This window comes from Novosphingobium sp. BL-S-21 (genome assembly GCF_055521655.1).
Genome location: NZ_CM145495.1, coordinates 965,181 through 988,564, shown reverse-complemented (window position 1 = coordinate 988,564; position 23,384 = coordinate 965,181). Strand labels below are relative to the sequence as shown.

Genomic DNA, 23,384 nt, shown 5'->3' with positions numbered 1-23,384 from the left:
ATCGCGGCAGGCGCGGGAAGATTTTCAGAACTTCATGGAAAAGGGATCACGCCGGTCGCCCGAAAAATCGATGAACACGTTCCTGGTCTGCTGGAATTCCTGGATCCCCGCCTCGCCTCTCACCCGGCCGAAACCGGAGTCCTTCATTCCGCCGAAGGGCGCCTGCGGCGCGGCCACGCGGTAGGTATTCACCCATAGCACGCCAGACTGCACGGCACGCATCATGCGCAGGCAGCGATTGATGTCCTGCGACCAGACCCCGCTCGCCAGCCCATAGGGCGTATCATTGGCGATGGAGACGGCTTCCTCCTCCTCGTCGAAGGGGATGATCGACAGCACCGGGCCGAAGATTTCCTCGGCGGCCACCTTCATGTCGTTGCGCACGTCGGCAAAGATGGTGGGCTCGATGAAGAAGCCCTTCTCCAGCCCCGGCCCCTCGGCCCGGCCGCCGCCGGCGACAAGGCGGGCGCCGTCGCCCCTGGCCGCTGCGATGAAGGAGAGGATCTTGTCGAACTGCGGCTCGTTGGCCGCCGTGCCCATCTCTGTTTCGGGCAAACGCGGGTCACCCATGCGGATCTGCGCCGCCCGCGCGGCAAGGCCTTCGACCATGCGCTCGTAAATGCCGCGCTGCACCAGGAGACGCGATCCGGCGATGCAGGTCTGCCCGGTCGCGCCGAAAATGCCCGCGAGCGCGCCGATCAGGGCGCGGTCGAAATCGGCATCGTCGAACACAATGTTGGGGCTTTTGCCGCCCAGTTCCATCGTCACCGGCTTGAGGTTCCCGCCCGCCACCGCCGCGATCTTGCGGCCGACGCCCGGACTGCCGGTGAAGCTCACCTTGTCGACCAGCCTGCTGCCCGTCAGCGCCGCGCCCACTTCGCCCGCGCCGGTAACGACCTGCACCACGCCTGCCGGAAAGCCTGCCTTCTCGCACAGCTTCATCATTTCCAGCGTGGTGGTGGAGGCATGTTCGCTGGGCTTGAGGATCACGCAGTTACCCGCGGCCAGGGCGGCCGGCAGCGTGTTCGTCAGGATCGCCACGGGAGAGTTCCACGCCGTCACGCAGGCCACGACACCGTAAGGCACGCGTATGGCGAAATCGAGCGTGTCCTTCTGGTCCAGCGGAACGACATCGCCGTGCATCTTGTCGGCCCAGCCCGCATAGTACCGGAAGATCCGCGCGGCATAGCCCATCTGGTTGTGGGTCTCGCGAATGACCTTGCCGTTGTCGGTGGTTTCCAGCAACGCCATCCGGTCGGCATCGGCGTCGAGCAGGTCCGCCACGCGGTTGAGCAGCTTCGCCCGTTCGCCCGGCGTGGTCTTGCTCCAGACGCTATCGAAAGCCCGCCGCGCCGCGGCAATGGCGGCCTCGACGTCCTCGGCCGTGGCGACGGCGATATGGGCGTGGATCGACTGGTCGTAGGGATTGATGGCGGGTAGCGTGCCTCCATCGGCAGCCGCGCGCCACTGGCCGTCGATATGGAGCTGGTACGTCTCGGTCATCGTCTTCTCCCGGTCAGGCGGTGCGCACGGTGGCGATCATGTTCTTCGCCTCGCCCTGCTGGGTCCAGAATTCGCCGCCCTGGTCCGTCACGTTGCCGCAGACGTGCAGGGGAATGCCGTCGAAGGCGGGTTGCTGCCCGCGGAAATCGAAGCCGGTGACGGGCCGGCCAAGTCCCTTGCCCGCCAGTCGGATCAGGAGCGCCGCCTGCAGCGGACCGTGGACGACCAGCGCGGGATAGCTTTCCTCGCCCATCGCATAGGGCCGGTCGTAGTGGATACGGTGGCCGTTCATGGTGAGCGCGGAATAACGGAACAGCAGCACCGGATCTGGCGCGACCGTTTCGGCCCAGGCCGCATCCGGCACGGGCACCGCGACCGGCAGCGGCAGGAGGCCGGGCGCGGGATCGCGGTAGACCAGATCCTGCTCCTCGCTGACGGCGATGCCGCCTCCGGCATCCAGTTCGTGGCGGACGGTGACGAAGACGAGCGTGCCGCTTTTCCCGACCTTTTCAGTGACGGCCGTGATCGTCGAAGTACGCGTGACGGTTTCGCCCAGGTGAAGCGGCTGGAGGAACGTCAGGCGTCCCCCCGCCCACATCCGGCGCGGCAGCGGCACGGGCGGCAGGAAGCCCCCCTTGGCCGGATGGCCGTCCGTGCCCAGTGCGGCCGGCGGCTTCACGTCCCAGAAGTGCAGCCAGTGATCGAGCAAGGGCAGCGCATCGCCCGCCGTCAGTGCGCCCGCGCCGCCCAGCGCCACGTCGAGCGCATTGCTGCGGGCGGGATCGAGCACATCGGTCGCGGTCTGGCTGCGGCCAACCCAGTCTTCGTAGACGCTCAAGCGGTAACTCCCATGCGTTGGTGCAGCAGCGGCAGGCCAGGGCGCGGCCAATCGACCGCGATCAGCAGGCCGCGGCCGGAAACGGTGATCCAGGCGGTCTTCATGGCGGGGCCGCCGAAGCAGATATTGGTGCAGTAGGGCTCCGGCCCCTGCCAATATTCCAGTTTCTCCCCTTCGGGTGAAAATACGCTGATGCCGCCGGTCACCAGTGTCGCGACGCAGATGTTGCCATTGGCCTCCAGCGCCATGGAATCGAAGCGCTGATAGCCGGTCGCCTGGCCGTGCAGGATCCCGCCATTGGGGGAAGGCCATGCCTGTTTCGACACTTCGCCGCGCCCGGAGATCGGCCAGCGCCAGAGGCGGCCGGTCTCGGTCTCCGAAACATAGAGCGTGCGCTCGTCGGGCGAGAGCCCGGCGCCGTTGGGCGTCACCATCGGGAATATCGCCTGCCAGATCCACGAACCGTCCGCCGCCGCGTGATAGACGGCGCCGCTATCCATGACGCGGCCGTAAGTCTTGCCGTGGTCGGTGAACCACATGTCGCCATTCGCGTCGAAGACGATGTCGTTGGGGCCGTTGATCGGCACGCCGTCGCAATGGGTGTAGAGCGTCGTGACCTCGCCGGTCTCCAGATCGACCCGCTGGATCGATCCCCCCGCATAATCGTGCGCGCGGCCGTGGGGCCGCATATAGCCACGGGTGTCGAAGATATCCTCGGTCAGCCAGTGAAAGCCGCCGTTGTTGGCGACGTAGCAGGCGCCGTCCGGGCCGATCGCCGCGCCGTTGGGACCGCCGCCCAGCTCGGCCACGACCTGCTTGCGCGCATCCGGCCAGACCCGGATCAACCGCCCGCCCTTGATCTCGACGACCAGCACCGAGCCGTCGTCCATTGCGATGGGGCCTTCGGGGAACAACAGTCCCTCCGTGACCACGCGGTAGTCCAGCTTGCGTTCCTGCATCGGGCTCTCTCCCATCCGGCCGCCGCTATCTGCGGTCGACCACCTCGATCACGCCGGGGAAGTAACTCTCCCCAAGGCCCTGGTCGATTGCCGCCTGGTAGTATTCGGCGGCCAGGCGCGGCAGCCGGGGCTCGACGCCCATCTCCTCGGCCAGTTCGATCGTGTAGCCCAGGTCCTTGAGCGTATAGGCCATCGGAAAGGCCTTTGCCGGAAAGGCCCGCGGGACCATCGCCTTGAGCCCGTGGTTTCGCAGCGCGAAGCTGTCTCCCGAACCGAGCGAGACCGCCTCCACCAGTTTGGCGGGCGCTACTCCCGCCCGCTCTGCCACCACGAACATTTCCGCCAATGCGGCCACTTGCTCGAACAACAGGGTATTGTTGATGAGCTTGACCACCTGCCCGCAGCCCACCGCGCCGCAATGCGTGACGTCGGAGCCCATGTAGCGCAGCAGCGGCTCGATCCGCGCGAAAAGTTCCGGATCGGCGCCAACCATGATGGAGAGCGTACCGTCGATGGCCGCCTGCCGCGTGCGCGCCACCGGCGCGTCCGCGAAAGCGATGCCCTTTGCAGCCAGCAAGTCCGCAACGTCGCGCGCTTCGGCCACGGCCGTGGTGGACAGGTCTATCACCACCGTCCCGGGCGCGGCATGGGCCGCGATTTCCGCGCAGACCGCCCGCACCTGCTTGCCACCGGGGAGCGAGAGGAACACGACCGAGGCCGCGCGCGCCACTTCCGCCACCGAAGCGGCGCCCCGCGCGCCGCCATCGACTTGCGCCCGCAGCGCCTCGGCATTCATGTCGAAGGCATGGAGCGGCGCGCCGTGCTTCTTCACCGCATTCGCGCACATACCGCTGCCCATGACGCCAAGGCCGATGAAGCCCAGGCTTGCTGTCTCGCTCATGTCCATCCTCATCCCGCGATCAGTGGATCACTTCGGCCGCCTCGAGCGCGAGACGCTCGGCCCGCCCCATGCCCAGGATCTCGCCGTAAACGTAGTCTTCGTGCTCCCCCAGCCGAGGGGTTCCGCGCAGGATACCGATGTCCTCCCCCTTGGAAAGGCGCAAGGGCACGCCGACTGCCGCGCGCAGCGTACCATCCGGCTCCGCCACCGAAACGATCGCTCCGCGCTGCCGCAAGTGCGCGTCCGCGGCGATTTCGGGCGTGGTCCAGGAGGCATGGGCGGCAACGCCGGCGTGCTGAAGCTGCTCGGCCGCCGCGTTCGCCTCGACACCGGCGCTCCAGTGCGAGACCATTGTGTCCAGCGTTTCGCGGTGCCGAATGCGCGAGGCGCCGTCCGCAAAGCGGGGGTCCGCAGCAAGGTCCGGTCGTTTCATCACCCCGCAAAGCGCAGCCCAGGCCGCATCGTCCTCCACGGCAACTGCCAGCCAGCGGTCCTCGCCGGCAGCGGGATAGACGCCGTGCGGCGCCATGCGGGGATGGGCATTGCCGATCCGCGCCGTTGCGCCGCCTGCCGCCGCCAGCAGGAGCAGATCGCCGACCAGCGAAGCGGCGACTTCGCGTGCGGCAACGTCGACGTGAACGCCCTGCCCGCTCGCGCGGCGGCGATGCAGCGCTGCCATCAGCGCGACTGCCGCATTCATGCCGACCGTATGGTCCATAACGTGGCGGATCTCCACCGGGGGCCCATCCGCGTAACCCGTCAGTTCGCCAAGGCCGCCCCAGGCGCCGAACAGCGGCGCATAACCCGCAAAGTGCGAATCCGGGCCGCTCTGCCCCGAGGACGAGACCGACAGCATCACGATATCCTCGCGCACCGCGCAAAGGTCGGCATAGCCAAGCCCGAGCCGGTCCATCACGCCGGGGCGAAAGCTCTCGGAGGCGACATCACTGGCCGCGACGATGCGCTTGGCCAGGGCGACGCCCTCGGCCTTCTTGAGGTTGATGCGGACGGACAGCTTGTTCGAAGCCACCTGGTCGAACGTCGCCGGCCCTTCGCGGCCGTAGACCGGGTGCGGCTTGCGAAAAGCGTCGAGGCGCATGGCGCTCTCGATCTTGATGACTTCGGCGCCAAGCTGCGAAAGCAGGTGCGTGCAGAAGGGACCGGCATTGTGCACGGTGAAGTCGGCGATGCGGATGCCCTGCAGCGGCCTCATGGCGTCACTTCCAGCATCTCGGCCAAAGCAGGCGGCCCGCTTCGCAGCGAAAGCGCCGCGCCGCCAAAATGGAACGGCGAAACAAGGACATCGAGCAGGCCCGCGCCTCCCATGTCAATCGACTGGAACAGGCCGCGATGCGCTTCCTGTTCGCCCGAGAGGATTTCCGCGGGCGACTTGTAGCGCGCCAGGGGCACGCCGAGCTTCTGTCCCTCGGCGACGATGTCGTCCACGCGCCGCACGCTGGCCCATTCGCGGATATGCCGGTTGATCTCCGGCCCGCGGCGCCCGCGCTCGATACTGCTCGCCAGGGCAGGGTCCGTCGCCCAATCGGGGCTGCCGAGCAGCCGCACCAGGCCATCCCACTGCCGTTGCTCAAGGGTCAACAGTTCGAGGTGACCATCGGCGCAGGGGATCACCCCGCCGTAGCGGAAGCTGCGCTCCACCCGGTGCTCCACCGAACCGTCGCCAAGGCGTTGGATGGCGAAAGCGCCCACCGCCAGCATCGCGTCCTGGCTGGATATATCGACGGCCTGCCCGCCCGCCTCCGGCCGCGCCCAAAGCGCCGAAAGCGCGCCGAGAGCCGCGGCGATGCCGCCCTGCATCTCCCCGAAGTGACCGCCGATCTTGAGCGGCGCACGGCCGGGAAACATTTCGACCGCAAGCCCGTTCGGCAGCAGGTTGCCCTCGCCGCCCGCGTGCTGGACGATCAGGTCGGCGCCCTTCCAGCCAGCCTTGTCGCCTTGCGCGCCGAAGGGCAGCACCGAGACATGCAGCAGGCGGGGAAACCGCGCAGCAATGCCCGCCTCGTCGAGAGCCACCGCCGCGCGCTCGCCCGGCGGCGTATCGTCGAAGAAGATGTCCGCTTCGGCCAGGTGCCGGTCCAGAGCCTCGCGTCCCGATGAAGACGCAAGATCGATCACCGCGCTGTCCATGCCCGCCGCCAGATAGGCGAAGAGCGCGCTCACCTCGGTCTCTTCGCCGGATGGTCCGGGGAGGAAGGGTGGCTCCCGGCGCAGCGGCGATCCGCCCGCCGGTTCCACCAGCAGGACGCGCGCGCCCATGGTTGCCAGCAGCCGTGCGGCATAGGCCGACGCCACGCCCTGGGCGATGGCGACGATCCTTATGCCTGCCAGCGGCGCCTGATCTTCCTGCCCCGCCATTGCCCGTGCCTCAGCGCACGACCGGCAGTTCGAGATCGAGACCCGAACCGTCTACGAAGACCTTGGTATTGGGATCGAGCGATGGCAGCACCACCGTCGCCAGGCCAGGCGTGGTCAGTTCGCCGCGCTGGTTCTCGCCCTTGATCTCGATATCGACCAGGGCATAGCCGTCCTTGATATATTTGCGCGTCACGGTGCCGCGTGCCCAGGTGCAGTCGCCCATCGTATTGAAGCGGCTCATGCGCGTCTTGATGCGCTTGAGGAAGCCGGCGTCGCCCATCCAGTTGGTGACCATCGACGCCATCCAGGACGAACGCTGCGGGCCGTAATCGTAGACGCCGGGGACGCCCACTTCCTTGGCAGTGGACTCGCGGTGGTGGCCGATGCCGGTATATTCGATGCCGCCGCCCGCCTCGGGATTGCGGAAGAAGTGGCCGGGATGCTTCACCGCGTTCTTGAAGATCACGCCGTGGGTGTGGCCGCGACCGCAGCCGACCAGGAAGCCCATCGTGTCCATCAGGCTGAGCGGGCCGCGCACGATCTCGGGAAGCTGCTCGCCTTCCTGAACTTCCTCCCAGTAGCGCACATTGCCGCCGCGGATGCTCTTTTCCTCGTCGAGGATCGCGTTGTCGATCCGGTCAAACTCTTCCGGCGTATACTCGTGTGTCTTGATGTCCGCGTATTTGCCCGCATCGCGCGCCGCCTTGCGCTCGTGCCGGGTGCAAGTGCCCAGCGCCTTGGCGACGAGTTCGCCGCGCTGGTTGAAATAGGTCGCCTCGACATATTGCAGCACGAGCGTCCCGGAGAACTGGCTCTCCTTCACTTCGACACCGACCACGCGCTCGATCGCGCTGATACGGTCACCGGGGCGAATGTGGCGGAACAGTTCCCAGTCGTTGCCGGCGTAGAAGCCGTGGACGCCGGGCAGACCCCAGCGGGTGCGGCCGACCCAGCCGAAGGCCATCGGGAAATTCGGGTGCGCCAGCATCGAACCGTGGCGCGTCAGGCGGCCACTCTCCAGATCGCGGTAAAGCGGGTTGAGGTCACCGATGCCGTTGCCGAAGTTGCGGATCGTGTCTTCCGTGGCGTCCTGCAGATAAGGCCCCTCCGGGCGCAACTGCATGCCGATCATGTTTTCGGCCGCCTTGATCGCCTCGGGGGTGATTTTGCCTTCCGCCGGCGCGCCGCCGACTTCCTTTTCCTTCAACTCCACCGTCATCGCTGGGCTCCCTATCGCGGCAAGCGCATTCGCTGCCGGCTGCATTTGATGGATAATGCATTATCCAGGAGCACATCGTGAGTCCACGTCAGCCAAGGCGGCTGCGAGCATGATCGCTGGAGCGTTAGAGGCCTATTTCCGCAATTCTATGGATGTTCGGCCGGTCCGGCGGCCGTTATTCCGCCCAGTTGAAGGCAGTGCTGGGCACGATGCGGGCGTAACGGCCAAGGCAGGCCAGGGCGTGAGCGTGTTCATCCATTGTCGCGCCAGCGCAGCAGTCTTCCAGGATCACCACCTCGTAATCCCGATCATGAGCCTCGCGCGCGCCCGAATGCACCACACCATTGGTGGAGACGCCGCAGAGCACCAGTCGTTCGATCCGATGCGCCCGCAATATCGCCTCGAGCGAGGTCGCGTAGAAGGGGCTGACACGGTGCTTCACGATATCGAAGTCGCCCTCGCGCGGCGCCAAAGCCTCGTGGACTTCCGTGCCCCAGGTGCCAAGCTTGAAGATGCCGTTCTGACGGGCACCGGAAAAGATCGGCGAGTTTTCAGGCGCTTCCCGGTAGTCTGCCGAGAACCCGATCCGGACGTAACCCACCTGTGCCCCTGCGCTTCGCGCCGCCGCCAAAGCAGCTGCAGTATTGGGCAGAACCTTGCGCTCCGCCACCTGAACGCCGTAGCTCCCGGCGCTGAAACCGTCTTCGGCGACGAGATCGTTCAACATGTCCATGACGAGGAAGAGCGTTTTCATGGGACGTGGAACTCCTGCCTGAGGATGATGGGATAGAGCGGGCGGACCTCAGCCCGCCACCGACCGGCGCAATTCGTTGAAGCCGGCCTCGATGTGCTGGCGGGTTGCCAGCATGGCCGTGGCGGTGTCCCCGGCGATAAGCGCAGCCAGCAGTTCGTCATGCTCCTCGGCCGCGCGGCTGACGCGGCCCTTGAGGCGATTGATCAGATCGAAGGGATAGCGTGCCCAGAGGATCTGCACGAAATGCAAGGTCTGCGGCATTCGGGCAATTTCGAACATACGATGATGAAAACGATAGTTGGCCGCCCGCACCGCCTCGTTCTCGCCGGCTTCGAACGCCGCGGCGAACTTGTCCGCCAGCACCTTCAATTCGGCGATATCCTCGCTCGTCACGCATGCCACCGCGCCGCGAACCAGTTGCGTTTCCAGAAGAATGCGCAGCGCCAGCACTTCACTGGAAGCCTCGATATCGAACGGGGCCACGGTCGCGCCGCGGTAATTGTCGCCCAGGACGTACCCTTCGGCCGCGAGCAGTTTGAGCGCTTCGCGGACCGGCGTGATGCTGGTGTTCAGCATCGTGGCGATTTCCTGCTGCTTGAGCCTAGCCCCGCGCGGAAAACGGCCGGAGATGATGCCTTCACGCAAGAAATCGGCGACTTGCTCCTCTTTCGTGCGATAATGCATCATCTTGTCCGTCATCCTTTGTCCCGTACCGGCGCCCAGGCGAAATCGCCGGTCTGATAAGCCTTGGCAGCGCCCGATGACAATAGGTTCTCCACCTCCGCCGCCCCGTACCCGAGTTCCTCCAGAAGCGTGGTGGTATGTTCGCCGATCTCGGGCGGCGGGAGATTGGACGCAACTTGCGGCTGACCCGGAAATTCAGGGACCTCGAAATCCAACCCGCGGAAATCCAGCGATCGAAGCTTGCCGGGCTGCCGCGCCTGCGGCGCATCCAGGACGCGCTCCAGCGGCATGACTTCGTTGAAACCGATGCCCGCGTTGCGCAGCCGAGCGGATATGTCCTCGAAATCGAAACCGGCCACTGCCGCCTGTACGGCAGCCTCCACCACATCCCGCGCCTTCTTGCGATCGCGCAGCCTGGCATAGTCGGGATTGCCGTCTTCCGGCATGTCCAATGCGCGGGTCAGCTTCGCCCAATGCGCGTCGGTCAGGATCAACAGATAGACCCAGCGCGCGTCCGCCGTGAGATAGGCGCCATAACCCGGCATCGAGAACTCGCCGCCACCCTCCTTTTCAAGGCGGCCCAGAAGCTGCGTTTTCAACTGCATTCCGGCCAGGTCGCGGGCGGCCAGATGAAGGCCCGTCTCGTAGAGTCCGATCTCGATCCGGCGCGCAGCTTCCGGCGCTTCGGGATCGAGCAGCGCGCCCAGCACGCGGATGACGGCGTAAGTTCCCGCGAACTGGTCGTGGTAGGACGGCCCGAAACGCGTGGGCCGCTGGTCCACCCGGTGATCGTCCATCGCCCCTGTCGCCGCTTCGGCAATCGGGTTCGTCATGAGGTCGTCCGCCTGTGGGCCATGGGCATAGCCCTTGATGTGGACGTGGATCCCCCTGGGATTCTCCGCGAGGAAATTGTCCGCGGTGACACCCAGCTTGCGGGCGGCCGAAGGCGCCAGATTGTGGATCACGACATCGGCGCTCGCGGCCAGCCTGCGGAAGACGTCCTTGCCTGCCTCCGTGGTCAGGTCGAGACAGATCGCCCGCTTGGAATGGCTGTAAGCGATGATCGTGCCCGACGGTCCGCCGCGAACCAGCGACCGCGTGGTATCGCCTGCGGGCGGCTCGATCTTGATGACTTCGGCGCCCATCTGCGACAGGATATGCGTGGCAAAAGGGGCCGCGATCATGGTCCCAAGTTCCAGGACGCGCTTGCCGGCAAGAGGCATGAAAGATGTGCTCATGGGCAATCGTCTATAGATAATGCATTTTACATCAAGGTGAGGCAGGCCCGTTCGTTGCGTTTGAAATCCCGGCACTGCCGATATCGCCACAGCGGACCGCGTGGACGGCTATGGCGCCGTTTCGCGCGCGGATTTTCGGCAGTCGCGCCTCTGTCCATCGTCGATGGCTTGATGGCAAGTGCAGCGCCAATATGATCGAACCTGCATTCTCGCGCTGGTTTGGCATCAATTTCAGATGTTCGTTCCTCATATCGCCGGGCTGATACGCGGTCGCTTGATGCATCCTGCACGATGAGCGAAACCCTTACCGATAATGCCGGTGGTCTGAGCCGTGTGCACAGTCATCCGGGCGAACTGGTACGGGTTTCGGAGAGGGAAGATGCCGGCATACCTTCAGGAACTCCGCGCCCAGTGGCGCCCCTTGCTGGCGGCCGTCATCGGCCTCAGTTCGGGCTATTCGATCACCAGCTATATCACCAGCATTATGGCCCCGCACCTGCTGCGCGAATTCGGCTGGTCCAAGGCCGAGTTCGCTGCGGTCGGCAGTCTCACGCTCGTCTGCGTGCTGGTGTTCCCGTTCATCGGGCGCCTTACCGACGTTGTGGGCGTGAGGCGCACGGCATTCGTCGGCGTGATCGCCTGCCCGATCGGCTATGGACTGCTGAGCCGCATGAACGGCGACATCCGCGTCTATATCGCCCTGTTCGTGGCGATGGGCCTCATCTGCATCACGACCACGGCCACCGTCTATAGCCGGGTGGTGGTGCAACATGTCGTCCATGCCCGGGGCGTGGCGCTGGCGATTGTGGCGTCGGGACCGGCCGCGATGGGCGTGCTGGCCGCGCCGCTGCTCAACCAGTATGTGGAAGCGCAGGGCTGGCGGGCCGGCTATGTCCTGGTCGCCGTGGTCTCCGCGCTGCTTGGCGGACTGGCGCTGGTGCTGATGCCTTCGGAAAAGCGTGGCGGCGGGGCCGGGGTCACGCGCCGCGCCGCGCGTGAGGACTATCCGGCCATATTCCGCAACCGGGCGTTCTGGGTGCTGGCAGGCGCCATGCTGCTCTGCAATCTCCCGCAGATCATCGCGCTCACGCAATTGAACCTCATGCTGCTAGACAAGGGTGTCGGCGCGGGCGGCATTGCCGTCATGATCTCCGCCTTTGCGAGCGGCACGCTTGCCGGGCGCTTCGCCTGCGGCCTGGCGCTGGACCGGCTCCCCGCGCACCTCGTGGCCTTCGCAGCCATGGCGCTTTCGTCCGTGGGCCTGTTCGTGATGGCATCCCCGCTTTCATCGACGGCCATCGTGGCTCTTGGCGTCGTGCTGATCGGCCTGACCATCGGGGCCGAAGGCGACCTTATCAGCTATCTTGTTGCGCGCGCCTTCGGGGTGCAGGTCTACAGCACGGTCATGGGCATGATGACGGCCATCATCGCCGGCGCCGCTTCCACGGGTGCGATCATACTCAGCCTGACCTTGCGTGGCGGGGGCAGTTTCGGGCCCTTCCTGACGTTCTGCGGCGTAGCGGTCCTGGCGGGCGCGATCCTGCTGCTGTTCATGCCGAACAGGCCGCCGGGCGAACCGGTTCCGGCCTGACGAACGCAGCAGCCCGCTCCTGCGGCGCGGCGCGCATGGCTTTCCCGCCCTGCCCCAGCCTTACGCGGAAATACCCGGCGGAGGCTGCCATCATCGCCAGGCAAGCAGCGGACGAGGCATAGGCGAGCCAGATGAAGAAGTGCAGCCAGTCCAGCGACACGCCCGGGACGTTGCGCAGCAGCGTGAGTGCGACGCTGCCCCCATAGCCCGAGGCATCGGCCACGTAGATCAGAAACCCCGCTGTCCCCGCCCTTCTGCTGGCCGCGACCAGCCGGTCGAACAGCATGGCGTTGAAAGGCGCGTAACCCAGGTAGAGCCCCAGACCGGAAAGGATCATCCACGGCAGGGGCGCGATCCACGAGAGCTGGAACGCCAGGGTGGAAAGTCCGATCAGCAGCGCGCCGGCCATGACGATGACATGTACCGCCATCAGGGCCCGGCGGTTGTCCCGCACCATCACGAGGCTGCCGAGGATCGTCAGCGTCACCACCGCGATCGGCAACTCGCTGGCGGTGAAGACCTCGGAAACGCCCGCATAGCCCAGTTCGCTCCAGATCTCGGCAGCGAAGTTGTCGCGCAAGTCTCGCAGTGCGGTGAAAAGGACGTAGGCGAGCACCAGAAAGGCCACGCCGGGGCCGTAATCGCGCAGAAATTCGCGGCGCGCAGCGGCGGCCATCGGGGGGCGGGCCATGCGTTCGGCCTGTTCTTGCGGACTGGGCGGCGGCATTTGGGACAGGCCAACGACCGCGACGAGCAGCAGCGGAAAGAACACCAGTCCCGTCGCCGCGGGCATCCAGAACTCGCTGATGTCCATGGCTGTCATCAGCCAGAGGCCGACCGACTTGACCACGCCGGACGAGACGATGAAGCTGGCGCAAAGGATGGATGCCAGCACTTCGCTGGTGCGCCGTCCTTCGACATAGCCGAAGACCAGGCCCCAGATCATGCCCAGCGGCAAGCCGTTGAGGAACAGCGCCAGCACTTTCCACGAGAGCGGCAGCACCGCGAACAGCACCAGCGCTACCCACGAAAACGCCACGAGGCCGACGATGGCGCCGGCACGGCGGGTCGCCGCCATCTCGGACACCACCTTCACCCCGATGAACTTGGAGAGCGCGTATCCGGCCACTTGCGCGATTACGAGCGCGACCTTGAAGTCCACCACGCCCTCCCAGCCCGGCACGTCCGCATATGTCGCGGCGGTAAAGGGCCTGCGGAAGGCATACATGGAGAAATAGGCCGCGAAACTGGCCAGTCCCCCGTAGAGCGCCAGCATCCAAGAAGGCCCCCGGGCCAGTGCCTGGCCCAGCGAGGGCCGCGTCTTCATGGCTGCGTCCGGCCCGCTCCAGGCCGACATTCGCTCCGCCGCCAGCGTGTTCATGCGGCGTGCCCGATCAAGCCCGATATCGCGCCGAAGTGTTCCGGAATGCCGCAGCATGGGCGCGCCGAAGATGCCCGAAGCTTCGCCCTTTTCCGACATTCGGCAACAATTCCGGGCATCCTGCGACCTCCTAGCGAGAAAGCACCGGTTGCGGCACCTGCGACTCGCTCGCCAATGGCGACGGCTGCCCCCATGCCTGCGCCGCACGTCACCACGGTGACATGCCGCAAGGTCTCTGCTGCCGAGAGGTGATGGACGCCGCGGCGGACGCGCTGTTCGAACGGCTTATTCCAAGGGCGTGAAGGGATCGCTGGTCGTAGCCTGGCCAACCTCATCGAGCCGTCCGGCAAGGCGGCGCTGCCAGAGGCTGCCCTGCGCGGCCGTGACGGTGACATCGTACCAGCCGCGCGTTTCGCGCAAGGACAGGCGGGCATGGCCGCCCTTCAGCGCCGCTTCCTTGCGCTCTCCCTTCAGGCCGAGTGACAGGATCTGCAGACCGGCCGCTTTCGGCGCATCGGACCGCAAGGACAGGCTCGCCCCGCCAAGCCGCCACGTCAGGTCCGGCGATGGATCGTCGCGGTGACCCACGAAGTGACGGTGGAAGCCGTTCGGCCCCAGCACCCAGAGATCGTAGCCCCCCGATGCGCTCCAGCCCCAGCGACCGTTCAATGCCTCGCCAGCGCTCACGGTGTAGCGGCGAGGTGGAGCCGAAAGCGCGTGCCGATCGTAGACGTGGAAAACGGCGCCCGCGCCCTCGGCCGAGAAGTGCAGGAGGATGCCGCTTTCGTCCAGCCGGTCAGACACTTCCAGCCGGTAAGGCAAAGCGCGCGAGGGCCTGAGACCCGGCTCCTGCCAGAGCATCTCGTCCGTCGGCGGCGCGACCGGATCGGGCTGGCGTCCCACGGCCGCGGCGCGCAATGCGTCCGTACCGGGGTTCGGTAGGGGCCCGACCGGGTCCCGATCTGCCGCCGTGAAGTCGAAAGCGGAAGTCAGATCACCGCACACGGCACGGCGCCAGGGCGAAATGTTCGCCTCGTGAATGCTGAAGCGCGTCTCCAGGAAACGGATCACCGAAGTATGGTCGAACACTTGCGAGTTGACCCAGCCGCCACGGCTCCACGGCGAAACGACATACATAGGTACGCGCGGGCCAAGGCCATAAGGACGCCCCCGGAGTTCCGGCAAGTCGATCTTCGCCTCGCCGGGGGCGGAGCGCTCATGATATTCACCGGCGAGGTCCACGCTGGAGGCGCCCAGCACTGTCCCGTCTGACAGACGCGAAGGCGGCGCGGGAGGCGGCGCATGATCGAAGAACCCGTCGTTCTCGTCGAACATCACGAGCAGGACCGTGCGCGCCCAGACGCGCGGATTGGCGGTCAGGGCATCGAGCACCCGCGACGTATAGACCGCGCCCTGTGCCGGGCTGGAGGGGCCGGGATGCTCGCTGCTGCGCGCATCCGCGACGATCCAGCTCACTTGCGGCAATTGGCCTGCCATCACGTCGGACCGCAGCCGGTCGAGCGCCTGGGTGGTGAGGGATCGTTCTTTCAGGGCCGGATCGCCCTTGCCCCGGTGCGCCTCGCGATAGGCGCGGAAGCCGACCAGAGGATTGTCGGTGAAGTTGTCCGCCATGTCCTGGTAGATGCGCCAGTCGATCCCCGCCGCCTGGAGGCGCTCGGGCACGGTGGTCCAGAGATAGTCGTCGGCCGCACCGCCCTTTTCCGGAAATTCATCGTGCGAATTGCCGATGGCAGGGCCGCCCGCCCGCCCCTGCGGGTCGTTGGTGCCGCTCCAGAGGAACAGGCGGTTGGTATTGGTGCCGGTCTGGATCGCGCAGTGATAGGCGTCACAGATGGTGAAGGTTTCCGCCAGCGCGAACTGGAAGGGAATGTCGGCGCGGCGATAGTGGCCCATGGCGCGCTGGTGCTTCGCCTCCGGCCAGTTGCCCATGCGGCCCTCGTTCCAGGCGGCTTGGGCATCTGGCCAGGTGTGCGGCGTGCTCTCCACCCGCATGAGATCGAATTCGCGCCGGGTGTCGAGATGGAAAGGCGCAACCATCCTTGCGCCGCCGGCGGCATGACGGTCCTGCTGCTGCCAGACCTTGCGTTCGCCGCCCATGCCCCTCGCAGCGCCCGTCGCCGTGCCCGTTCCTGCACCGGAATCCGGCGCGGCCAGCGGGATCGGCAGGCGGTCGGCAAAGCCGCGCACGCCGCGCAAGGTGCCGAAATAATGATCGAAGCTGCGGTTCTCCTGCATCAGGATCACCACATGCTCCACATCCGCGATCGTTCCGCTGCGCACGTCGGGCGCGATGGCCGCCGCGCGGGCGATGGACGCCGGAAGACCTGCCAGCATGGCGGTTCCGGCAAGAAGCGATCGGCGGGAGAGATCGGCCATCGAGTATCCTCAGGGAGAACCGGGAGCATGGGGCTTTGCAGCCGCCACACTCCCGGTCTGCAATTTCAGTTCAGAAGTCGAACGTCAGCGATGCGGTTACCGTGCGCGGTGCGCCGAGGAAAGCCGCGCCGCCGCCGCCGCCGCCCAGATAGCGCTTGTCGGTGATGTTGGTCGCCTGGAGCGTCACCGCCATGCCGCGCAGCTTGTCCGAGAAGTCGGCAAGGTCAACCCCGATATAGCCGCCCAGCAGCGTGTAGGACTGCGCCACTTCGCCGCCCACGGTATCGATGAAGCGATCGCCGACGAACTTGGTCGAGAGACCGGCCTTGAAGAAGTCCCGCTTGTAGTCGGCCGAGAGCACCCACATGTTGCGCGGCGAGCTTTCGACCTGAACGCCCGGCGTGATGCCGACGTCCGCATCCTGCTCGGCATTGCCGGTGCCGATGTAGACGGCGTGGTTGTAGCTGTAGCTGCCCGAAAGCATCAGGCCCATCGGCAGGCGATAGGCCAGCGCCGCCTCCACGCCGCGGCTGCGCACGCCGCCGACGTTGAGATAGACGCTTTCCTGCTGCTCCAGATAGTCGATGCCGGTGACCAGGTTGGAGGAGATCGAGACGATGTGGTTGTCGAACTTGATGTCGTAAGCGGTGATCGAGGCCTGGACGCGCGGCGTGCTGTAGCGGGCGCCCACTTCGATGCTGTCGGCCGTTTCCGGCTTGATGCGATCGATCACTTCCTGCGATTCGCCCAGAACGCCGTTGCTGATGGCCGAGAAGTTCTGCGCATAGCCCGCGAAGATTTCCAACCCGTCGATCGGTGCCTTCCAGGTCAGGCCCGCCGAGATCAGCGGATCGGAATGCGAGGTGATGCCGGTGCTGACCTGATCATCGAACAGCTCGGCCCGCGTCTGCTTCAGGAAGTATTGCTTGATGCCGAAAGCCGCCGTGAGGTTGCCGTAAGTCACGGCGTCCTGCGCGTAATAGACGAATTCGTTAGTGTCGTAGTCGGTGCTGAACTGGACCCAGTAGGGCGTCGTGTCATAGGCCAGGCCGAGCAGCGGGTTCTTTACACGGTGCCAGTCGCGAACCTGGTTGGCATTGACGTTCTCGTACCAGGCGCCCGCGCGCAGGGTATTGGTGATCGCGCCGAAATCATGGGTCCAATCGGCGTCAGCGGTGAAGCCGATGCGGTCGTTTTCGTAATGGGTGTGGCGGTAGGACATCGCGCCGGTGGCATCGGCGGCATAGCAGCTCGGCGAATACTGGGCCGGGATGCCGGCCGTGCCGGTGCAACCTGCGATCATGGTCGCCGCAGCGCCGGTGGGCGTGAGGAAATAGACCTGGCCAAGCGCGCTGCCGCCGATCACGGTGGAGCCGCCCGCATATTCGCTCTCGGTCGCCCCGGCGCCATCTGCGGTCACATCCACGAGATAGGGCGGAAGCCAGTCACCGCGGCCGCGCATCCGGTGGTAGTAACCGGTCAGCGAGAGCTTCACTTCGCCCAGGTCGACCTTTCCGCGCAGATAGCCGAACAGGTTCTTGCGCAGTGCACGCGAACCGGCGCGGTAGTTCTGGTCGATATAGGGAATGCCGGTCCAGTTGTCGGTATAGACGTCGTGGTCGGGATCGGCCTCGAACTGCGCCAGCGAGACGGAGCCGAATTCGGATTCGTCGGCATCGTCGTAGGACAGGAAGCCGGTCAGATTGACGTTGGAGAGCGTGCTGGTGATCTTGGCGCTCAGGTGGTCGCGGCTGGTCTTGCCGGCGCCGCCGATCCAGTCGTGCGCCTTGGAGTGCGAGGCGCTGATATAGGCGCGGGTATCGGGTGCGAATTCACCGGTATCGACGCGGGCATAGAACTTCTGCGCGCCATAATCGCCCGCTGCGCCCGAAAGGCGAACGCGGAAGTCGTTCTCGGGATCGGAGGTCACGTAGTTGAGCGTACCGCCGAGCGCTTCGTTGGAGCGCGAAGAAATGTCGGCGGTGCCCTGCGACACTTCTACCGTCCGCAAGTCCAGAACGTCGATGTAGCGGTTCGCCTTGGAGCCGCCGCCATAGCCCGAGCCGCCGTTGGGCAGGCCGTCGATGGTGGTGCCGATCTGCGTGAAGCCACGGATGGAGATGGAAGTCGCCCAGTCCGACGAACCGAAAGCATCGCCTTCCGAAACGAAAACGCCGGGCAGCTCGTTGATGACATCGTTCACGCTGGTCAATGCCGACTGGCGCGCGATCATCTCGGGAGTGACGCGGGTATTGGCGAAGTGCACGGCCTCGCCGGTGACGACGATGTCCTCGTTCGACGCCGTGTCACCGCTGTTGGGCGCTTCCGCGGTCGGCGCTGCCGCCGCATCCTCGGCGTGCGCCTGCGTCGTTGCCGCAGCGATCGCGAGGATCGCCGTTCCGATCATCCATGTCTTCATTTCTGCTTCCCCTGAAGATGCCGCACCCTGGCCTCGGCCATTCAGCCGTTGACGGCGAGCTAGGCGCCTCCGATTACAGGTCTGTGACATTTTGTGGCTTTGCTGGATTAAATCCACATAGACCGCCATGATACGGGCAAGAACCCACTTGCCCTCACAAGCACAAACAAGCATGGTCGGCAGGCACGTTCGTCAGGGGGAAACTGCATGATACAGGCCGACCGCATTTCCGCGATCCTGGCCGCGTTGGACGAGCGAGGGTCCTGTTCGATCTCCGAGCTGGCCCTGCGCTTCGACGTCTCCGAGGAGACGATCCGCCGCGACGTGCGGCAGCTTGAGGCGAACGGTTTGGTGATCAAGGTGCACGGCGGCGTCACCCTGCCCGCGCCGCGACTGGAAGCGCCCTATCGCAAACGCCTTCGCGAGCAGCTTGAGGCCAAGCGCTCGATCGCCCGCCACGCCGCGGGCCTGGTGCAGGACGGGATGACGGTGTTCATCGATTCCGGCACCACTTCCTTCTGGGTGGCGCAGGAACTGGGGCATCGGAAAGGGCTCACCCTGGTGACCAACAGCGTCGAAGTGGCGGCGGACGTGCTGGGCCGTTCCGACCACCGCGTCTTCCTGGCGGGCGGCATGCTCAATGCCGACTACCGCGCGGCTTTCGATGCCGACGCGGTCCGCATGGTCCGCGGTTTCCTGCCGGACATCGCCATCTTCTCCATGGGCGCCATCGACGCGCACCATGGCTTTCTCGATTTCGATCCGGACGAAGCCGCGTTCAAGCGGGCCCTTCTGGACCGCGCGCGGCGCATCGTCGTCGTGGCCGACCACGCCAAGTTCTCACGGGTGGGCACCGTCCATGTCGCGGACTTCGGCCAGATCCATGACCTCGTGACGGATCTGCCGCCCCCGCCGCCGCTCATCGACGCTGCAAGAGACGGCGGGACCGCGATCCACCTCAGCGAACCGGACCTCCAGGGCGGCTGACGGCGCGGCGATCAGGAACTGCGCAGTGGAATCACGGCCAGGCTGTCGGAAGAGGTAAGGAACAGGACCTTGCCGCCCTTCCCTATCGCGCAATTGGCGATCGCCTTGCCCGTCTCGATCACGCCGAGCAGCCGCGCGTCAGCCGTGCAGACGTGGACGCCGCCCGGCCCTGTCGCGAAGACGTGCCCGGAGGCGCCGACCTTGATCCCGTCGGGCAGCCCCGGCCGGCCGGCATCATGCTGCGCGCGCATGTCGAGGAACTGGCGGCTTTCACCGGTCATTCCGTCCGGGCCGAGTGGATAGGCCAGCACTTCGGGACGGGTCTCGTCCGACAGTGACAGATAGAGTGTCCGCTCATCCGGCGAGAGCGCGACGCCGTTGGGGCGGCGATGGCTGCGGTCCAGCAGGTCCACCCGGCCGTCCGGCGATAGACGATACAACCCGCACCACGCCACTTCGCGCTGCGGCGAATCGTCGCCTTCCGCCAGGCCATACGTCGGGTCGGTGAAATAGATCGCGCCGGACCTGGCGACGCAAAGATCGTTGGGGCTGTTGAAACGCTTGCCGTCGAAACGGTCGGCCAGCTTTTCCCGCTGGCGCGTGGCGAGGTCGATCCGCACGATCGCCCGCGAGCCGCTGTCCGCCGCAATCAACCGCCCTCGCGCATCCAGCGCCAACCCGTTGAACCCCGGCTCCCGGATCGCGGCAGGCACCGGCGTCTGCAGTCCCGAGGGACGCAGGAATATCTCGACGCCCTTTGCCGCCGTCCAGCGGTGGACTGTATTGCTTGGCGGATCGCCGAAGAGCAGGCAGTTGCTGCCGGGAACCCAGACCGGGCCTTCCGCCCAGCGAAATCCTTCGGCAAGGCGCGTCACCGAAGCGCCGGGCGCGACGATCCTGTCGAGCGCCGGATCGAGGCGGCGCACAGTGCCGATCGCCGGCGCCTTGGCCTCGGCGCCCACCGCGTCGAGCAGCGGCACGGCGGCGAGGCCGGCCAGCATCATCCGGCGATCGATCATGCCTTCAGCTCGACGATGCGGCGCTCCGCCGCCGATCGATAGATCGCCTCTATTATACGCATGTCCGCAAGTCCTTCTTCGCCCGCGACGATGGGGGCGCCGCCGGTCAGCACGCATTCGGCGAGGTGATCGAGCTGCCCGGCGAACTGGTTGCGCGCGGGCGGCGGCAGCGTCCTCGGCGCAGTGACACCGTCCTTGCGGATCGTCATCGCCTGTCCGGTGTAGGGCGTGGCCGGCTCCATCGCGATCCACCCCTGGGTGCCATGCACGCGGTAGGCATTGTGCGAAGAACTGTAGCTGGAGATGCAGTTCGCCTGCACGCCCGAGGGGAAGCGGAGCACGAAGCTGACGCGGTCCTCCACGGTGCGGAAACGCGGATCGGCGCGGTCGGTCGATTCCACCGCGCTCACTTCCACCGGCTCCTCGCCGGTGAGGTAGCGGGCGGCGTTGAGGCTGTAGATGCCGATGTCCATCATCGAGCCGCCACCGGAAAGCGCCTTGTCCAGCCGCCATTGATCGGGCTGAATGGGAAAGCCGTGCTCCGCCGTGACGAGCCGCGTCGGACCGACATGACCGCCCCGCGCCAATTCGATCGCCAGGCGGTTGTAGGGCTCGAACCGCGAGCGATAGCCGATCATCAGCTTCTTCCCGGCCTTGCGACAGGCCGCGATCATCGCCTGGCATTCCGCCACCGAGGTGGCCATGGGCTTTTCGCAAAGGACATGCTTGCCCGCCTGAGCGGCGCGGATGGTGTATTCGGCATGGAGACTATTGGGCAGGACCACATAGACCGCGTCGATATCCGGGTTGTCGCGAATGCGGTCGAACTCGGCATAGTTGTAGCGATGCGTCCTGGGGATGCCGTATTGCGCGCCGTACTGCTCCAGCTTGGACGGCGTGCCGCTGACCAGCGCAACCAGCCGCGACTGTTCGCAATTGGCGAAGTTCGGCAGGATCTGCCGGGTGGCGTAGTAGCCCAGGCCGACGACGGCATAGCCGATCTTGCGCGGCGCCGCGAAGGCCTGCGCAGAAAACCCCGCAGCGACTCCCGCCGCCGCCAGTCCCGCGCCCATTCCCAGAACCTCGCGCCGCGAACCTGTCGTCATCGTCCTGTCCCCACGTTGCCGTTCCTGCCCCACGACGGATGCGCGATCACGCGCGCGCCAGACGTCCCGCCGCGATGGCGACCTGCGTTCGGTTGCGCACGTTCAGCTTGCGCATGAGCGCCGTCATGTGGACCTTCACCGTCGCCTCGGCCATGCCGAGTTCATAGGCGATCTGTTTGTTCAAAAGCCCCGAACGCACGCAGCGCAGCACTTTAAGCTGGGTCGGCGTGAAATGGAGCGGTTCGGCCGGAGCCTCCCGCGCGGCAACATCCTGACTGACGGGAACCGTGCACAGATCTGCAACCAGGTGCATCTCTTTCTCTCCCCTAATTGACTCGGTTCTTGAGGTACCGCGCATGCCCGCTGAGAGCCTGCCGCACCGGAGTTCGTTGAGCCTAGTGATAATGGAATCAGTCTGACAGGTTCAAGAGAAATCTTACCTCTCACACTAAATTGTCTAGAATATGCCGATCTTCCAGCTATAACCTGTCCAACAGGTTTGGGTGGTATTGCCAACCCGATCACAAAGCAAAGACTAGGGAGAGGCGAGGGATGACCCTGTCATTTCGTCGAGCGCGGGCGTGTGGCCCATGGAAGAATGTCCGGTTCCCCGCAGCAGCATCGACCGCATCGGAATCGCAGGCATCATGACGCCGGAAGACATCAGGCTCGTCCTGTCCGCCATCGTCGGCATTGCGCTGTCGATTGCGCTCATCGTCCGCGGGCGACTGCATCCTTTCGTAGGACTGCTGTGCGGCGCCTTCACCGTCGGCGTGCTGGCCGGCATACCGCTGGATGAAACGGCAAAGGCCGTGGAGAAGGGTGCCGGCTCGATCCTGGGTGGCACCGGTCTGGTGGTCGCCCTGGGTCTCGGGCTTGGCGCCATGCTGCAGCTGTCGAACGGCGCGGCCGGGCTGGCGCGAGCCGCGCTCGGCGTGTCGGGCGTCAAGGGCGCGCCCTGGGCCAGCCTCTTCACCGCACTGCTGATCGGGCTGCCGCTGTTCTTCGAGACCGGACTGGTGCTGCTGCTGCCGATCGTCGCCTCTGCCGCGGCGGCACTGCCCAAGGGCCAGGACGATGACGCTTCCAAGCTGCGGCTGATGCTGCCGGCACTGGCGGGTCTCTCGGTCGTCCATGCCCTCGTGCCGCCGCACCCCGGACCGCTGCTCGCCGTGAATGCCCTTGGCGCCAACCTCGGCCTCACGCTGGCTTACGGTCTGCTGGTGGGCATTCCCACCGCGATCATCGCCGGCCCGGTGCTCGCCCGCTTCACCGCGCCCGGCGTCAAACTCAGCCCGCCGCTGCTCGCGCCCGAGACGATCGACGTGGCGACGCCCTCGGTCGGCCGCACCCTTACCGCGGTCCTGCTGCCGGTGGTGCTGATCGCCGCGGGACAGGCCGTCGCCATCGCTCCGCCAGCGGTCGCCGCGAAGCTGGCATGGCTCGGCTGGGTGAGCGATCCCGTCATCGCCCTGCTCATCGCCAATCTCGTTGCCCTGCCCCTGCTGTTCGGAGGCCGCCTCGGCGAGCGCCGCATTCAGGACGCGATCTGGCTCGAGGCCATGGCGCCCGCGGGCGGCATCCTCCTGGCCATCGGCGCCGGCGGTGCGCTCAAGCAGGTCCTCGTCACCGCCGGTCTTTCGGACATGCTGGTGCGTCTGGCGGGCGGCGGGGCGATCTCGCCCTTGCTGCTGGCCTGGGGCGTCTCGGTCTGCATCCGCCTCGCCACCGGCTCGGCCACCGTGGCGACGATCACCACGGCCGGCGTCATGGAAGGACTGGTCGCCAGCTCGGGCGTAGAGCCCGAATGGATGGTACTGGCCATCGGCGCGGGCTCGCTGTTCTTCTCGCACGTCAACGATCCGGGCTTCTGGCTGGTGAAGAGCTACCTCGGCACGGACATGCCAGGAACGTTCCGCACATGGTCGATCATGGAAACCGTGGTCGCCGTGGTCGGACTGCTGCTGGTGCTTGCGGCCAGCAGCATCATCTAACAAAGGACCATCCCGATA

19 protein-coding genes are annotated in these 23,384 nt (G+C 66.1%); 3 read left to right on the top strand and 16 right to left on the bottom strand.

Going from position 1 to position 23,384, the window contains the following annotated elements:
- Positions 1–24: 24 nt before the first annotated feature.
- The 10 genes from ACZ1J6_RS03825 to ACZ1J6_RS03780 all read right to left on the bottom strand — a co-directional run bounded on the left by ACZ1J6_RS03825 (position 25) and on the right by ACZ1J6_RS03780 (position 10,472).
- A complete protein-coding gene (locus tag ACZ1J6_RS03825) occupies positions 25–1,503 on the bottom strand; it encodes an aldehyde dehydrogenase (protein ID WP_431569051.1) in 1,479 nt (492 codons plus the stop codon).
- A 13-nt stretch (positions 1,504–1,516) separates the two neighbouring features.
- Entirely contained in the window at positions 1,517–2,341 is an 825-nt protein-coding gene (locus ACZ1J6_RS03820) for an HTD2 family dehydratase (RefSeq protein ID WP_431569052.1), read from the bottom strand.
- Positions 2,338–3,300 (bottom strand): SMP-30/gluconolactonase/LRE family protein, encoded by a 963-nt coding sequence (locus ACZ1J6_RS03815; protein ID WP_465127423.1) that lies wholly within the window; start codon positions 3,298–3,300, stop codon positions 2,338–2,340. The genes ACZ1J6_RS03820 and ACZ1J6_RS03815 overlap by 4 nt, the downstream gene beginning before the upstream one ends.
- A 25-nt stretch (positions 3,301–3,325) precedes the next feature.
- Entirely contained in the window at positions 3,326–4,201 is an 876-nt protein-coding gene (locus ACZ1J6_RS03810) for an NAD(P)-dependent oxidoreductase (RefSeq protein WP_431569054.1), read from the bottom strand.
- Between the two features lie 19 nt (positions 4,202–4,220).
- Complete coding sequence (locus ACZ1J6_RS03805) at positions 4,221–5,414, bottom strand: CaiB/BaiF CoA transferase family protein (RefSeq protein WP_431569055.1); 1,194 nt, start codon at positions 5,412–5,414, stop codon at positions 4,221–4,223.
- Positions 5,411–6,577 carry a CoA transferase gene (locus ACZ1J6_RS03800; protein WP_431569056.1) on the bottom strand — a complete coding sequence of 389 codons (1,167 nt, stop codon included), beginning with the start codon at positions 6,575–6,577 and terminating at the stop codon, positions 5,411–5,413. Before ACZ1J6_RS03800 ends, ACZ1J6_RS03805 begins: the two co-directional genes overlap by 4 nt.
- 10 nt (positions 6,578–6,587) lie before the next feature.
- Entirely contained in the window at positions 6,588–7,796 is a 1,209-nt protein-coding gene (locus ACZ1J6_RS03795) for an FAS1-like dehydratase domain-containing protein (RefSeq protein ID WP_132265517.1), read from the bottom strand.
- Positions 7,797–7,971: 175 nt separating this feature from the next.
- Positions 7,972–8,550, bottom strand: coding sequence for a cysteine hydrolase family protein (locus tag ACZ1J6_RS03790; protein WP_431569057.1), 579 nt, complete (start codon positions 8,548–8,550; stop codon positions 7,972–7,974).
- A gap of 48 nt (positions 8,551–8,598) precedes the next feature.
- Positions 8,599–9,249 (bottom strand): GntR family transcriptional regulator, encoded by a 651-nt coding sequence (locus ACZ1J6_RS03785; RefSeq protein WP_207912925.1) that lies wholly within the window; start codon positions 9,247–9,249, stop codon positions 8,599–8,601.
- Positions 9,246–10,472, bottom strand: coding sequence for a CaiB/BaiF CoA transferase family protein (locus ACZ1J6_RS03780; protein ID WP_431569058.1), 1,227 nt, complete (start codon positions 10,470–10,472; stop codon positions 9,246–9,248). Before ACZ1J6_RS03780 ends, ACZ1J6_RS03785 begins: the two co-directional genes overlap by 4 nt.
- Positions 10,473–10,851: 379 nt before the next feature.
- Between ACZ1J6_RS03780 and ACZ1J6_RS03775 the strand changes: the two genes are divergently transcribed.
- Positions 10,852–12,063: an MFS transporter gene (locus tag ACZ1J6_RS03775; protein WP_431569059.1), complete on the top strand. Its 1,212-nt coding sequence runs from the start codon at positions 10,852–10,854 to the stop codon at positions 12,061–12,063.
- On the opposite strand, the gene ACZ1J6_RS03770 is transcribed toward ACZ1J6_RS03775, so the two are convergent.
- From ACZ1J6_RS03770 to ACZ1J6_RS03760, 3 genes are all read right to left on the bottom strand, one after another.
- A complete protein-coding gene (locus ACZ1J6_RS03770) occupies positions 12,023–13,543 on the bottom strand; it encodes a DUF5690 family protein (RefSeq protein ID WP_465127422.1) in 1,521 nt (506 codons plus the stop codon). The two genes, ACZ1J6_RS03775 and ACZ1J6_RS03770, sit on opposite strands and share 41 nt — an antisense overlap.
- 186 nt (positions 13,544–13,729) lie before the next feature.
- Positions 13,730–15,841 carry a phosphocholine-specific phospholipase C gene (locus tag ACZ1J6_RS03765; protein WP_431569061.1) on the bottom strand — a complete coding sequence of 704 codons (2,112 nt, stop codon included), beginning with the start codon at positions 15,839–15,841 and terminating at the stop codon, positions 13,730–13,732.
- A 70-nt stretch (positions 15,842–15,911) separates the two neighbouring features.
- Positions 15,912–18,260 (bottom strand): TonB-dependent receptor domain-containing protein, encoded by a 2,349-nt coding sequence (locus tag ACZ1J6_RS03760; protein ID WP_431569062.1) that lies wholly within the window; start codon positions 18,258–18,260, stop codon positions 15,912–15,914.
- A gap of 207 nt (positions 18,261–18,467) precedes the next feature.
- Here ACZ1J6_RS03760 and ACZ1J6_RS03755 point away from each other — a divergent pair, with 207 nt between their 5' ends.
- On the top strand, positions 18,468–19,247 hold the full coding sequence (locus ACZ1J6_RS03755; protein WP_431569063.1) for a DeoR/GlpR family DNA-binding transcription regulator: 780 nt from the start codon (positions 18,468–18,470) through the stop codon (positions 19,245–19,247).
- A gap of 11 nt (positions 19,248–19,258) precedes the next feature.
- Here the strand turns inward: ACZ1J6_RS03755 and ACZ1J6_RS03750 are convergent, their stop codons facing one another.
- The 3 genes from ACZ1J6_RS03750 to ACZ1J6_RS03740 are packed head-to-tail and all read right to left on the bottom strand — an operon-like array spanning position 19,259 to position 21,685.
- Positions 19,259–20,266 (bottom strand): SMP-30/gluconolactonase/LRE family protein, encoded by a 1,008-nt coding sequence (locus ACZ1J6_RS03750; RefSeq protein ID WP_431569064.1) that lies wholly within the window; start codon positions 20,264–20,266, stop codon positions 19,259–19,261.
- The gene (locus ACZ1J6_RS03745) at positions 20,263–21,372 is read right to left on the bottom strand and encodes a Gfo/Idh/MocA family protein (protein WP_132265503.1); all 1,110 of its coding nucleotides are present in this window, start codon (positions 21,370–21,372) and stop codon (positions 20,263–20,265) included. The genes ACZ1J6_RS03750 and ACZ1J6_RS03745 overlap by 4 nt, the downstream gene beginning before the upstream one ends.
- 46 nt (positions 21,373–21,418) lie before the next feature.
- Positions 21,419–21,685: a helix-turn-helix domain-containing protein gene (locus ACZ1J6_RS03740; RefSeq protein WP_132265502.1), complete on the bottom strand. Its 267-nt coding sequence runs from the start codon at positions 21,683–21,685 to the stop codon at positions 21,419–21,421.
- 334 nt (positions 21,686–22,019) lie between these two features.
- Between ACZ1J6_RS03740 and ACZ1J6_RS03735 the strand changes: the two genes are divergently transcribed.
- Entirely contained in the window at positions 22,020–23,366 is a 1,347-nt protein-coding gene (locus ACZ1J6_RS03735; protein WP_132266164.1) for a GntP family permease, read from the top strand.
- Positions 23,367–23,384 lie beyond the last annotated feature (18 nt).